Below are 13456 nucleotides of genomic sequence, written 5' to 3' on the forward strand. Positions count from 1 at the left end.
CGTGGTTACCTTGGCGTACGCGAATCCCCGGGAACGGCTCAGAGCGCGGCCGCGCCCCGCTCCCGCAACGCCTGGTCGTACTGCTGCAACACCCACAGTTCGTTCTGCACGGCGGCCAGTTGGGCGGGGTCGCCGCCCGCGCCGAGGCGGGTCAGCTGGCTCTGGATGTCACGGATGCGGCGTTCGACGGCGCGGCGGCGGACCGTGACGAGTTGCTCCCCGGCGTAGTTCTCGTCGACCGTCCGGCGCAGGATCGCCTCGACCGCCAGCTCCGTCACCATCGCGCGGACCTGGTCGTCGGGGGCCGCGTCGCGGACCCGGACGAGGTACTCCTGCGCGTCCTGGAGGCCGTACTCGGCGCCGCCCGCGTCCATGATCGCCTGGCGTACGGCGGCGTAGGGCGCCGCCGTGAACTCGTCGACTCCGTACGCGTCGAACGCCGGTGAGACCAACTCGGGCCGCTGGAGGGCGAGTTTGAGGAGCTCGCGCTCGGTGGCGTAGACCGGGTTGCGCAGGGTCAGGGCCGGGCCGGACATGCGGGGCGCGGGGGCGGCGTCGTAGGGCTGCTGCGGCCCCCGGGACGTCGGCGCCCCGCCTCTGCCGCCCCGCTCCCGGGCCCAACGGGCCAGCTGTGCCACCCGCTTGACCACGAACTGGGTGTCCAGGATGCCGAGCATGCCCGCGAGCTGGACGGCCACCTCGTGCTGGGCGCCGCTGTTCTTGATGCGGGCGACGATCGGCGCCGCCTCGTCCAGCGCGGCCGCGCGGCCCGCCGGGGTGTCGAGGTCGTAGCGGACGACGATCTGGCGCAGGGCGAACTCGAACAGCGGCGTGCGCGGTTCGACCAGGTCGGTGACCGCGTCGTCGCCCTTGGCCAGGCGCAGCTCGCAGGGGTCCATGCCGTCGGGCGCGATGGCGATGTACGTCTCGGCCGCGAACTTCTGGTCGTCCTCGAAGGCGCGCAGGGCCGCCTTCTGGCCGGCCGCGTCGCCGTCGAAGGTGAAGATGACGCGGGCCGAGCCGTTGTCCATCAGCAGCCGGCGCAGGATCTTGATGTGGTCGCCGCCGAAGGCCGTACCGCAGGTGGCGATGGCGGTGGTGACGCCGGCGAGGTGGCAGGCCATGACGTCCGTGTAGCCCTCGACCACCACCGCGCGGCTCGCCTTCGCGATGTCCTTCTTCGCCAGGTCGATGCCGTACAGGACGTGGGACTTCTTGTAGATCGCCGTCTCGGGGGTGTTGAGGTACTTCGGCCCGTTGTCCGCCTCGTACAGCTTGCGGGCGCCGAAGCCGACCACGTCGCCGCCGATGTCGCGGATCGGCCACATCAGGCGGCCCCGGAAGCGGTCGATGGGGCCGCGGCGGCCCTCCTGGGACAGGCCGGACAGGAGCAGTTCCTTGTCGGTGAAGCCCTTGCCGCGCAGATAGCGGGTGAGGTGGTCCCAGCCCTGGGGGCTGTAGCCGACGGAGAAGTGCTGGGCGGCGGCCTGGTCGAAGCCGCGCTCGGCGAGGAACTGGCGGCCGGTGTCGGCCTCCGGGCTGGTGGCCAGCTGCTCCATGTACCAGTCGGCGGCGATCTTGTGGGCCTCGACCAGGCGGATGCGCTCGCCGCGCTGGTGGGAGGGGTTGTACCCGCCCTCCTCGTAGCGCAGGGTGATGCCGGCCTGGGCGGCGAGCCGCTCGACCGCCTCGGAGAAGGACAGGTGGTCGACCTTCATCACGAACGTGATGGTGTCGCCGCCCTCCTGGCAGCCGAAGCAGTGGAAGAGCCCCTTGCTGGGGCTGACCTGGAAGGAAGGCGACTTCTCGTCATGGAAGGGGCACAGCCCCTTGAGGTTCCCGCCGCCCGCGCTGCGCAGCTGGAGGTACTCGGACACCACGGCGTCGATCGGGACCGCGTCCCGTACCGCCTTCACGTCCTCGTCGTTGATCCGTCCTGCCACGCGTGAATTCTACGGGGGTGTACTGACACCTAAGAGACGAGGTTTTCGAGCGGAATGTGCGGGTCCGCCAGGGACTCCGTGTTCACCTGGGTCTTCGAGCGGATCAGCTGCTGGATCGGCTCTGTGACGTCCCACACGTTCACGTTCATCCCGGCCAGCACCCGGCCGTCCTTCAGCCAGAAGGCGATGAACTCCCGCTTGCCCGCGTCCCCGCGGATCACCACCTCGTCGTACGACCCCGCCGGCGCCCACCCGCTGTACTCCATCCCCAGGTCGTACTGGTCGGAGAAGAAGTAGGGCACGCGGTCGTAGGTGGCGTCCTGGCCGAGCATCGCCCGGGCCGCCGCCGGTCCCCCGTTCAGCGCGTTGGCCCAGTGCTCCACCCGCAGCCGGGTGTCGAACAGGGCGTGCGGGAAGGAGGCGACGTCACCGGCCGCGTAGATGTCGGGGTCGGAGGTGCGCAGCCGTTCGTCCACCACCACGCCGCGGCCGTCCGCGCGGTCGGCGATGCCGAGTCCCGCCGCCTCCGCAAGCCCCGTACGGGGAGCGGCCCCGATCGCCGCGAGGACGTCGTGCGCCGGGTGCTCCTCGCCGTCGTCGGTGCGTACGGCCAGCACCATGCCGTCCTGGCCGACGATCTCCGTCAGCCGCCGGCCGAAGTGGAAGCGCACGCCGTGCTCGCGATGCAGCTCGGCGAAGACGGCGCCCAGCTCGGGGCCGAGGACGCCGTGCAGCGGGGTCGGGTTGTGCTCGATGACGGTGACCTCGGCGCCGTACTCCCGGGCCGCCGCCGCCACCTCCAGGCCGATCCAGCCGGCGCCGGCGATCACGAGGTGGCCGTTGTCCCGGCCGAGCGAGGTCAGGACGCCCTTGAGGCGCTCGGCGTGCGCGAGCCGGCGCAAATGGTGGACGCCGGCCAGGTCGGTGCCCGGGATGTCCAGGCGGCGCGGCTCGGCGCCGGTGGCCAGCAGGAGCTTGTCGTAGTGGGCGAGGGTGCCGTCCTCGCCGAACCGGACGGTCTTCGCCGTGCGGTCGATCGCGTCGACGGTCTGGCCGAGGTGCAGCTCGATGTCGTGGCGCGCGTACCAGGCGGGCTCGTGCACGAAGACGCTGTCGCGCTCCTCCTTGCCGAGCAGGTAGCCCTTGGACAGCGGCGGCCGCTCGTACGGGTGGTCGCGCTCGTCGCAGATCAGTATCACCCGCCCGGTGAAGCCCTCGGCCCGGAGTGTCTCGGCCGCCTTGGCGCCGGCGAGCCCTCCTCCGACGATGACGAATGTCTGATCCGCGTCGACCACTTGATGCCTCCTCGTAAGGGTGCCGCCACACGAGCGTCCCGCACGCAGCGTGATGCGGGAAGAGGGGGTGACCCGATCAGGCCACGCAGGGTCACTTTCGTGTGCCTGTTCGTCCCCCGAGCCTCACCTGTCGCGCGCGGGTGACGGGACGGCGCTCAGCCCCGGCCCGTCAGCCGCGCGTGCAGCGACCGCGCGGAGGCGTCCGTCAGCGACGCGATCTGGTCGACGATGACGCGCTTTCGGGATCGGTCGTCGGTCGCCGCGTCGAACAGCGCCCGGAACTGCGGATCCAGCCCGTCCGGCGCGCGGCCGGTGAGCGCCTCGGCCAGCTCGGCGACCACGATCCGCTGGTCCGCGCGCAGCCGCTCCTGCTCGGCGCGCTGCATGACGTACCGGTCGGCGACGGCCTTGAGGACCGCGCACTCCAGGCGGATCTCGTGCGGTACGACGAGTTCGGCGCCGTAGCGGGTGAGCCGTCCGTCGCCGTACGCCGCGCGCGTGGCGCCCTCCGCGGCCAGGCAGAAACGGCCGATGAGCTGGCTGGTGGCGTCCTTGAGACGGGCCTGCGCGACGGCCGAGCCGTCGTAGCCGTGCGGCCACCACTCCTCGTCCTGGAGCCGGTCGAGGGCGGCGGCGAGTTCGGCGGGGTCGGTGTCCTCGGGGACGTACCGTCCGACGGCCACCGCGAACACCGCCTGGCGTTCGGGCTCGGCGTGCAGGCAGTTGGGGTCGATGTGGCCGGCGTGCAGACCGTCCTCGACGTCGTGCACGGAGTACGCCACGTCGTCGGACCAGTCCATGACCTGCGCCTCGAAGGTCGTACGGGAGCCGGGGGCGTCCTTGCGGACCCAGTCGAAGACGGGCCGGTCGTCCTCGTAGACACCGAACTTCGCGGACTTGGGGTCGGCCGGGTGGGCGCCGCGGGGCCAGGGGTACTTGGTGGCGGCGTCGAGGGTGGCGCGGGTGAGGTTGAGGCCGACGGAGCCCTCCGGGGTGAACCGCTTGGGTTCGATGCGGGTGAGCAGGCGCAGGGACTGGGCGTTGCCCTCGAAGCCGCCGCAGTCCTCGGCGAACTCGTTCAGCGCGACTTCGCCGTTGTGGCCGAAGGGCGGGTGGCCGAGGTCGTGGGCGAGGCAGGCGGCTTCCACGAGGTCGGGGTCGCAGCCGAGGGCCGCGCCGAGCTCGCGGCCGACCTGGGCGCACTCCAGGGAGTGGGTGAGGCGGGTGCGGGGGCTTGGGTCCCACGCGTGGGTGTGGGTGCCCGGGGTGACGACCTGGGTTTTGCCGGCGAGCCTTCTCAGCGCGGCGGAATGCAGGATTCGGGCGCGGTCTCGCTGGAAGGCGGTGCGGCCGGGGCGCTTGTCGGGCTCGGGGGCCCAGCGTTCGAGGGACGGCAGGTCGTACGACATGTCTCGACAGTAAGGGCACGTGGTGACAAACGGAGTGCGCCTTCGCGTCTGCCAGGTGGCGTCGAGTGGCGGGTGCGGGTGGTTTGGTGGCTGGTGGCGCCCACGCGGCGGAGCCGCATATCGATACAGCCCCGCGCCCCTGGTACGTGTCGGTCCCCGGCGTCTTAGGCCGTCGCCAACTCCAGAGCCGCCGTGGCCGGCGTCTTCAGCATCTGGTCGTAGCGGTGGAGGAGCAGGCGGGCCATCGCCGGGTGCGTGCCCAGCGGCGCCGACGCCATCCATGGGGCCTTCTGCGCGCACTCCGTCGCGAAGCGGCCGGGAGCCGTGAAATAGGAGGCCACCGCCACTCTCGTACGCCCCCGGGCCGCCAACTCCGCCAGTGCGTCCGGGACGGTCGGGGCCGCCGTCGTCGCGTAGGCCGGGACGACCGGGACGCCGAGGCGGTCGGCGAGGAGGCGGGCCGTGCGGGAGGTGTCGAGCTTGGACTCGGGGTCGCGGGAGCCCGCCGCCGCCAGGACCACCGCGCTCGTGCGGCGCGTGGACTCGTCCATGCGGGTGCGCCAGCCCGCCTCCACCAGGCGGGCGGTCAGCGCCTCCACCAGCAGGGGGTGGGGGCCGAGCGCGCCGGCCACGCGGGCGCGTACCGACGACTCGGCGGCCATCTCGGGGATGTCCCGCTTGATGTGATAGCCGCGGCTGAGCAGGAGGGGGACGAGGATCGCCTCGCGGTCGCCGAGGGCGGCGAGGGTGTCGGGGAGCAGGGGCTCGTTCAGCTCGATGTGGCCGAGGTGGACCGGCAGGCCGGGACGCAGCGCGCGGACCTGGTCGAGGAGCGCGCTCACGGTGGTGAGGGCGCGCGGGTCGCGGCTGCCGTGGGCCACGACGACGAGCGCGGGCGCCTCGGGGCGGCGCCTGCCGTCGAGCGTGAGGACGCTGAGCCGGCTCGCGAGCCGTGCGCTGATGCGGTTCATGAGGTGCGCCGTACTGTCGAGGTGGACCGTCGTGGACTCGTCGTGAAGTGGGTTCGACGCCGTCATGAACCGATGGTGGCGGCGGGAGGTTGCCGCCCCGTTTCACAGGAATGACGGGTTCTTACACCGGGTTCACGGTGCGGTACCCGGTCGGTGTGAGGTGGCGTGACCTGCGGTTTCACCGGCCTGAGTGAAGCTGATCACGCCGTGGGGAGTGAACCGCGGCGGCCGGACGGGCGTCCCTGAAGGTCGAGGACAGGCCGTGTGCCGACCGGGGAGGGACCGTCCGATGCGCCGACCGAAGCTGGGCCGACCGAGACTTCCGCGCACCCGCGCGGGGCAGCGGCGGCTGGTGCGGGCCGTGATGGCCGGATGTGTGCTGGCGCTGCTTCCGGCCACCTGGATGTACCTGGTCAGCGGTGACCGGCTGCGGACCACGGCGGACGTGCCGCGCACCGATGTCGCCGTCGTCTTCGGCGCCGGGCTGTGGGCCGGCGAGCCGTCCCCGTATCTCGCGAACCGGCTCGACGCGGCGGCCGAGCTGTACCGGACCGGGCGGATCAAGGTGGTCCTCGTCACCGGCGACAACAGCCGCAAGGACTATGACGAGCCCGACGCCATGCGCACGTACCTGACCAGGCATGGCGTACCCGACTCACGCATCGTCAGCGACTACGCCGGCTTCGACACCTGGGACTCCTGCGTGCGCGCCAAGAAGATCTTCGGCGTCGACGAGGCGGTGCTGATCAGCCAGGGCTTCCACATCCGGCGGGCGGTCGCGCTGTGCCAGGAGGCGGGGGTGACGTCGTACGGCGTCGGGGTCGAGGCCCGGCACGACATCACCTGGTACTACGGCGGGACCCGGGAGCTCCTCGCGGCCGGAAAGGCGGCCCTGGACGCGGTGTTCGAGCCCGACCCGCGCTTCCTCGGGCCGAGGGAACCGGGGGTGGCGAACGCGCTGGCGGCCAGGTGAGACCGGCGCCCGGAACACCGGGCCCACGCTCTCGCACGCAGGTTTTGACACGCGCACGCCAGCCAACGGTGTGAACCGCCCAGCGGAGACGTTCCGTAGTCACTCGACTACACATAGCGTCCATCGCAGGAGCGGCGGCGGATCGGACCGGCGCCGCGACTGGGGGAAAGGACATGTGATGACTCGTCTTCGCTCTCTGTTCGCCGCGGCCGCGACGGTGGTGCTGATCACCGGTGCGACCGCCGCGGGTACCGCCTCGGCGGCGGCGGCCGGACAGCCGAGGGAGCCGGGCTGCGCCCACCTCGTCGGCTACGGCTCAGGCTGGGCGGACATCTACAACGAGTGCGGGTACACCGTCTTCGCCAGCGTCGAGGTCGACGGTTTCGACCCGTCGTGCATCCAGATCGGTCCCGGTGCGGTCGGAACGATCGGCCTGGAGCCGGGCGACGTCCCGTACTACGCGTACGAGTGCTGACCCAGGGGGTCCTCTGACCAGGGACCGTCCCTGAAAAGGGCGGGAGCGGGGCCGTTGCCCGCTCCCGCCCTCCTCGTGCGAGTCCTTCGGCGCCTCAGCGCACGTTCACCGCGCGCCAGGCGGCGCCCACCGCGTCGTACTCCGCGCTCCCGGCCCCGTACAGGTCCTCGGCGGCGTCGAGGGTCGCCGTGCGCGCCCCGGCGTAGTCCGTCGAGGACGTCATGTAGACCGTCAGCGCCCGGTACCAGATCCGGCCCAGCTTGTCCCGGCCGATCCCGGTGACCGATGAGCCGTCGCAGGTGGGCGAGTCGTAGCGGACGCCGTTGATCGTCTTCGCGCCGCTCCCCTCGGCCAGCAGGTACGCGAAGTGGTTGCCGACGCCGGACGAGTAGTGCACGTCGAGTTCTCCGGTCGTGGTGCTCCAGCAGTCGGCCGAGACCCCGTCCTTCGACGGCTTGTCCATGGCGCGCAGCGCGTCGCGCCCGAGGCCCGACCGGACGACCTTCTCGCCGATCAGATAGTCCCCGGGGTCCGCGGAGTTGGCCGCGTGGAACTCCACCAGCGTGCCGAATATGTCGGACGTCGCCTCGTTCAGGCCGCCCGACTCGCCCGAGTACGTCAGCGCCGCCGTCTTCGACGTCACGCCGTGCGTCATCTCGTGCCCGGCGACGTCCAGCGACACCAGCGGGCCGAGCTTGCTGCCGTCACCGTCGCCGTACGTCATGCAGAAGCAGGTGTCGTCCCAGAAGGCGTTGTTGTAGGCGTTGCCGTAGTGGACGCGGTTGTAGGAGCCCTTGCCGTCGCCCGCGATGCCGTCGCGGCCGTGGACGTCCCGGTAGTAGTCCCAGGTCGTGTCGGTGCCGTACTGCGCGTCCACCGCGGCCGACGAGCGGTCGGCGGTCGTGCCGGTGCCCCAGTGGTTGTCGGCGTCGGTGAAGACCGTGGACGGGGCGCGGTTGAGGCAGATCGTGAGGACGCACAGGTCCGTCTTGTTCGCCGCGTCACCGGTGTAAGTGCCGCCGCGTGTCGGGTCCTTGAGCTGGTACGCCGACCCCGACGCCGTGGTCTCGAGCGGCACCGTGCCCGCGTACAGCGACTTCCCGTCGCCGGACGCCGTCTCGATGCTGTCCCACGCGTCGATCTGCGCGCCGCTGCCGGCGTCCGTGAGCACCGTGCGGGCGACCGGGTTGCCGCGGGCGTCCTGGGCGGCCGCGTCGGTCCGCCAGGCCAGCTTCGGTGCGCCGTGCAGGGCGTCGACGACGAGTTCGGGCCGGGACGTCAGCCGCTTCAGCGTCTCGCCGAGGTTCACCGCGCGCAGCGCGTTCGCGGCGAGGTCGGCGGCCTTGGGTGCCGAGAGCTTCGGCGTCACGCTCTTGAGCGAGATCGCGCCGGTGGTGGCGCGGGAGGCGCCGCGGTACGTGCCGTCCTTCGCCAGGTGGACGACGAAGTCGCCGCCGAGGACGGGGAGTTGGTGGTACGTGCGGTCGTAGCGGACGTGCTGTGTGCCGTCCGCGTCCACGATCACGTCCCGGACGCGGGTGTCCTGCGCGGCCGTCGGTCCCAGTCCGCCCGCGAGGTCCGCGAGCGCCTTCGTCGCGTTCTCGACGGCGTCGGCCCTGCTCGGCCTGATGTCCGCGCCGGCGCTCGGGGAGAGCGTGGTGACCAGCAGGGTGGCCACGGTGAGGGCGACACCCGCCGTGGCGGGACGGGCCCCTCGGATGTGCACGCGTATTCGGCTCATCGGTCTCCTTGAACTGGGCGGCGCGGGAAGGTGACCAAGATTCAAGGCGGCGTGCACATGCTGTGGCCAGGGTGAATACGTGGAGGTGTGTGAGAGGAGAGAATCGTTTCCGTGACCCTCCCTCCTCGACTCCCGTTCTTCGTCTACGGCACCCTGCGGCCCGGCGAGCCCAACCACGACCACTTCCTGCGCGGGCGCACCCTCGACGAGGAACCGGCGCGGCTCGAAGGGGCGGTGCTGTACGACGGCCCGGGCTACCCGTACGCGGTCGAGGACGCGGCGGGCGGCGGCACGGTGTACGGCGACCTGGTCACGGCCCGCCCCGCGGAGTACCCGGCGCTGCTGGCCGCCCTCGACCGCCTGGAGGAGTACGCGCCGGGCGACCCGCGCAACCTCTACGAGCGCCTGGCCCGCAAGGTGCTGCGCGCTTCCGGCGCAACTGCTGTGCAGGCGTGGGTGTATGTCGCGGCGCCGGCCGTGGCAGCCCGGCTGCGCGCGCGGGGGCGGCTCATCGAGAGCGGCGATTGGACGACACGGCTCGGCTGACTCCCGCGCCCGCTAGGACTTCACCGCCTCCACCCGCACCGCGCACGCCTTGAACTCCGGCATCCGTGACGTCGGGTCCAGCGCCGGGTTGGTCAGGGTGTTGGCACGGCCCTCGCCCGGCCAGTGGAACGGCATGAAGACGGTGTCCGGGCGGATGCCGGTCGTGATGCGGGCGGGGGCCACCGCACGGCCCCGGCGCGAGACCACCGCCACCGGGTCGCCCTCGGCCGCCCCGAGCCGGGCGGCGAGCCGGGGATGCAGCTCGACGAACGGGCCCGGAGCGGCGGCGTTCAGCTCGTCGACGCGGCGGGTCTGCGCGCCGGACTGGTACTGCGCGACGACCCGGCCGGTGGTCAGCAGGACCGGGTACTCCTCGTCGGGCTCCTCGGCCGCCGCCCGGTGCGAGACGGGGGCGAAGCGCGCGCGGCCGTCCGGCGTGGCGAACCGGTCGAGGAAGAGGCGTGGGGTGCCGGGGCGCACCGCGTCGGAGTCGTCGGCGGCGGGCTTGGCGGGGCACGGCCAGAAGACGCCGTTCTCCCGCGCCAGCCGCCCGTACGTGATGCCCGAGTAGTCGGCCGGACCGCCCGCGCTCGCCCGGCGCAGCTCCTCGAAGACCTCCTGCGGGTCGGTCGGGAAGCCCTTCTCCAGGCTCCTCTCCCCGCCGAGGCGCGCGGCGAGTTCGTGCATGACCTCCAGGTCGCTGCGGACGCCTTCCGGCGGGGTGATCGCGCGGCGGCGCAGCAGGACCCGGCCCTCCAGGTTGGTCGTGGTGCCGGTCTCCTCCGCCCACTGGGTCACCGGCAGGACGACGTCCGCGAGGGCCGCCGTCTCCGAGAGCACCACGTCGCACACGGCGAGGAAGTCGAGGGACCTGATCCGCTCCTCGATGTGCGCGGCGCGCGGCGCGGACACCACCGGGTTGGAAGCCATCAGCAGCAGCGCCTTGATGTCGGAGCCCAGTGCGTCCAGCAGCTCGTACGCACTGCGTCCCGGCCCGGGCAGGCTGTCCGGGTCCACGCCCCACACCTCGGCCACGTGCCGGCGCGCCGCCGGGTCGTCCAGCTTGCGGTAGCCGGGCAACTGGTCGGCCTTCTGGCCGTGTTCGCGCCCGCCCTGCCCGTTGCCCTGCCCGGTGAGACAGCCGTAGCCGGACAGCGGCCGGCCCGCCCGGCCGGTCGCCAGGCACAGGTTGATCCACGCGCCCACGGTGTCCGTGCCCTTGGACTGCTGCTCGGGCCCGCGCGCGGTGAGCACCATCGCGTGCTCCGGCTCGCAGAACAGCCGCACGGCTTCCCGGAGTTGGGGCACGGACACCCCCGTGATCCGCTCCACGTACTCCGGCCAGTGCGCCATCGCGGCGGCCCGCGCCTCCTCCCAGCCGGCCGTGCGTTCGCCGACGTACTCCTCGTCGACCCGTCCCTCGGCGACGACGAGGTGCAGCAGGCCGAGGGCGAGCGCGAGGTCGGTGCCGGGGCGGGGCGCCAGGTGCAGGTCGGCCTGCTCGGCGGTCTTCGTGCGGCGCGGGTCGACGACGATGAGGGTGCCGCCGTTCTCGCGCAGCTCGGTGAAGTAGCGCAGGGCCGGCGGCATGGTCTCGGCGGGGTTGGAGCCGACGAGGATCACACAGCCCGTCCGCGGGATGTCCTCCAGCGGGAAGGGCAGGCCCCGGTCCAGGCCGAACGCCTTGATCCCGGCCGCCGCGGCCGACGACATGCAGAAGCGGCCGTTGTAGTCGATCTGCGAGGTGCCGAGCACGATCCGCGCGAACTTGCCGAGGCTGTACGCCTTCTCGTTCGTCAGGCCGCCCCCGCCGAAGACCCCGCACGCGTCCGGGCCATGTTCCGTACGCGTGCGGCCGAGGCCTTCGGCGACGCGGTCGAGCGCCTCGTCCCAGGTGGCCGGCACGAGCGCGCCGCCCGACCGCACCAGCGGCGAGGTGAGGCGGACGCCCGACGCCAGCACCGCGGGAGCCGTACGGCCTTTGCCGCACAGCGCCCCCCGGTTCACCGGGAAGTCCGGGCGCTCGACCACCGCGACACCCCCGTCCTGCTGGGGCGTGAGGTTCATTCCGCACTGCAGGGCGCAGTACGGGCAGTGCGTGGGCGTCGCGGAGTTCGGCATACCGTTCAGGGTGCTTCCGGCGTGTTACGTGCGCGGCGGCCCGCTGTTACGCCGCCGGGACGGTGACCTCCCCGTCGCCGGCGGGCCGCCGTGAGGCGCCCGGACGGCCTGCTCGGGGGCACCCGTCACCCGTTCACACGCGGACCGCGCGCCCAACCGATTCTCTTGCTCCCAGGCCCCGCCCCGCCGCCATGACCTGCTGAAACGTCCTAGCCGGCAGTCCCCCTGCCCTCCCCGGGACACCCATTCACCCCATTTCCGACGCCCTCTCGGGAAGCGCGCCCGCCCCGCTGCCTCTTACCTCGGAAGGGCAGGGGCTCGGCCGAGGCGGCGGCACATGGGGGTGCCGCGGGTCAGGGGCCCGTTGCACTCGAGGGAGCACCGATGCGACGTACCGCCCGTCTGCTGACCGGGACCGCGCTGGCCGCCGGCGCCATGGGGCTCGTCGTCACACCGGCGGCCGGCGCGGGCGCCGGCCGCCTGGAGCTGGGCCCCGCCTCGGTCCTGCCGGGCGAGGAGGTCACGGTGACCACGACCGCGTGCCGGGACGGCGGCGCGGCGGGCGACGCCAGCGCGGTGGGCGCCGGCACCTTCACGCTGGCGCCGGGCGAGCGGAAGGCGAGCGGGCGGTTCCGGGTGCCGCCGAGCGCGCAGCCGGGGACGTACGAGATCGTCGCGGCCTGCGCCGGGGGCGGCCGGCGGGTGACGGGCGACCTGGTGGTCACGCTGACGTCGACGCCCGGGCAGGTGCATCCGAAAGGAAGTGTGAAGACGGGGGTCGGCGGCGCTCTTGGCACCGATCCCGTACGGACCGCGGCCGGCGTGACGGCTCTCGCCGTCGCCGCCGCGGGCGGTACCTGGCTCCTGCATCGCCGGGCGAGAGGCGACGGGATCTGACGGACACCCTCCGCTGTCCGTCCGCCGGTACCGCACGTCCCCTCCCCCTCCGGGTCCGACGCCCCTCGCGGCCCGGAGGGGGAACGGGTGGCCGAGGAGAGTCACAGGAGGCTCACGTGCGCAGTCGAAGGAGCGTCGGTGACGCCGCGATAGCCGCCGTCACCGTCCTGGCCCTCGGCTCCGGGGCATGGCTGCTGCACGACGGCGCCGTGACGCACACCCCGCCGCAGCCGTCGGCGGCGCAGGCCGCGCAGAGCGCGCCGGACGCCCGGGGCGACGGCCGCACGCTGCCCCCCTCCCCGCCCGACCGCATCCGCATCCCCTCGATACGCGTCGACGCCCCTCTCATGGGCCTCGCCCTGACCGCCTCGGGCAGCCTCGACGTGCCGCCCGCCGGGCGCAAGAACCTCGCCGGCTGGTACGAGGCCGGCACCACACCCGGCGAGCGCGGCACCGCGATCGTCGCCGGCCATGTCGACAACGCGGACGGACCCGCCGTCTTCTACCGGCTCGGCGCCCTGCGCAGGGGCAGCACGATCGAGGTGGACCGGCGCGACGGCGGCACGGCCCTGTTCTCGGTCGACGCCGTCGAGGTGTACGACGCGAAGGACTTCCCCGACGAGAAGGTGTACGGCCCGGCACCGCGCCCCGAGCTGCGGGTGATCACCTGCGGGGGCGGCTACTCACGGACGACCGGGTACCAGGGCAACGTCGTCGTGTTCGCGCATCTCACCGGCAGCCGCTGACCGCTCCGCGCGAGCACCCAGGAGGTTCTCCCGGCCCCAGGCTCCGAGCGGGGCGAGCGCCGCGTTGAGGGAGGTGCCGAGCGGCGTGAGCGAGTACTCGACGCGCGGCGGCACCTCGTCGTACGCCTCCCGGTGGACGATGCCGTCGGCCTCCAGCTCCCGCAGTTGTGCGGCGAGCACCTTCTCGGTCACCCCCGGCAGCTGACGGCGCAGCTCCCCGAAACGGCACGGGCGCTCGTTCAGCGCCCACAGGACGAGCACCTTCCACTTGCCGCCCACCACGTCGATCGCCGCGTCGATCCCGCAGATGTACGCCCCCGGTCGCCGACCCACCGCCAT

12 protein-coding genes are annotated in these 13456 nt (G+C 72.9%); 5 read left to right on the forward strand and 7 right to left on the reverse strand.

All coding sequences use genetic code 11. The features are described from left to right. Positions 1 to 38: 38 nt before the first annotated feature. From dnaG to ACIRD7_RS10875, 4 genes are all read right to left on the reverse strand, one after another. Complete coding sequence (gene dnaG / locus ACIRD7_RS10860; protein ID WP_403452224.1) at positions 39 to 1943, reverse strand: DNA primase; 1905 nt, start codon at positions 1941 to 1943, stop codon at positions 39 to 41. Between the two features lie 29 nt (positions 1944 to 1972). After that, the gene (locus tag ACIRD7_RS10865) at positions 1973 to 3238 is read right to left on the reverse strand and encodes an NAD(P)/FAD-dependent oxidoreductase (protein ID WP_403452225.1); all 1266 of its coding nucleotides are present in this window, start codon (positions 3236 to 3238) and stop codon (positions 1973 to 1975) included. 155 nt (positions 3239 to 3393) lie between these two features. After that, positions 3394 to 4647 (reverse strand): deoxyguanosinetriphosphate triphosphohydrolase, encoded by a 1254-nt coding sequence (locus ACIRD7_RS10870; RefSeq protein WP_403452227.1) that lies wholly within the window; start codon positions 4645 to 4647, stop codon positions 3394 to 3396. A 164-nt stretch (positions 4648 to 4811) separates the two neighbouring features. After that, positions 4812 to 5684: a sirohydrochlorin chelatase gene (locus ACIRD7_RS10875; protein WP_403452229.1), complete on the reverse strand. Its 873-nt coding sequence runs from the start codon at positions 5682 to 5684 to the stop codon at positions 4812 to 4814. Between the two features lie 223 nt (positions 5685 to 5907). On the opposite strand from ACIRD7_RS10875, the gene ACIRD7_RS10880 reads away from it, so the two are divergent. Then, positions 5908 to 6591: a vancomycin high temperature exclusion protein gene (locus ACIRD7_RS10880; protein ID WP_403452230.1), complete on the forward strand. Its 684-nt coding sequence runs from the start codon at positions 5908 to 5910 to the stop codon at positions 6589 to 6591. A gap of 178 nt (positions 6592 to 6769) precedes the next feature. Next, positions 6770 to 7066 (forward strand): hypothetical protein, encoded by a 297-nt coding sequence (locus ACIRD7_RS10885; protein WP_403452232.1) that lies wholly within the window; start codon positions 6770 to 6772, stop codon positions 7064 to 7066. A 94-nt stretch (positions 7067 to 7160) separates the two neighbouring features. Here the strand turns inward: ACIRD7_RS10885 and ACIRD7_RS10890 are convergent, their stop codons facing one another. Further along, on the reverse strand, positions 7161 to 8807 hold the full coding sequence (locus ACIRD7_RS10890; protein ID WP_403452234.1) for a M4 family metallopeptidase: 1647 nt from the start codon (positions 8805 to 8807) through the stop codon (positions 7161 to 7163). Between the two features lie 111 nt (positions 8808 to 8918). On the opposite strand from ACIRD7_RS10890, the gene ACIRD7_RS10895 reads away from it, so the two are divergent. Next, entirely contained in the window at positions 8919 to 9353 is a 435-nt protein-coding gene (locus ACIRD7_RS10895) for a gamma-glutamylcyclotransferase family protein (protein WP_403452236.1), read from the forward strand. Positions 9354 to 9365: 12 nt separating this feature from the next. Here ACIRD7_RS10895 and ACIRD7_RS10900 read toward each other — a convergent pair whose 3' ends face one another. Beyond that, a complete protein-coding gene (locus ACIRD7_RS10900) occupies positions 9366 to 11474 on the reverse strand; it encodes a molybdopterin oxidoreductase family protein (RefSeq protein ID WP_403452238.1) in 2109 nt (702 codons plus the stop codon). Between the two features lie 384 nt (positions 11475 to 11858). Between ACIRD7_RS10900 and ACIRD7_RS10905 the strand changes: the two genes are divergently transcribed. Further along, positions 11859 to 12371, forward strand: a complete 513-nt coding sequence (locus tag ACIRD7_RS10905; protein WP_403452240.1) for a hypothetical protein — start codon at positions 11859 to 11861, stop codon at positions 12369 to 12371. Between the two features lie 116 nt (positions 12372 to 12487). Further along, the gene (locus ACIRD7_RS10910; protein WP_403452241.1) at positions 12488 to 13117 is read left to right on the forward strand and encodes a class F sortase; all 630 of its coding nucleotides are present in this window, start codon (positions 12488 to 12490) and stop codon (positions 13115 to 13117) included. On the opposite strand, the gene ACIRD7_RS10915 is transcribed toward ACIRD7_RS10910, so the two are convergent. Next, positions 13055 to 13456 (reverse strand): winged helix-turn-helix transcriptional regulator, encoded by a 402-nt coding sequence (locus ACIRD7_RS10915; RefSeq protein WP_403452243.1) that lies wholly within the window; start codon positions 13454 to 13456, stop codon positions 13055 to 13057. The two genes, ACIRD7_RS10910 and ACIRD7_RS10915, sit on opposite strands and share 63 nt — an antisense overlap.

Source organism: Streptomyces sp. NPDC093568 (assembly GCF_044764945.1).
Lineage (GTDB): Bacteria > Actinomycetota > Actinomycetes > Streptomycetales > Streptomycetaceae > Streptomyces.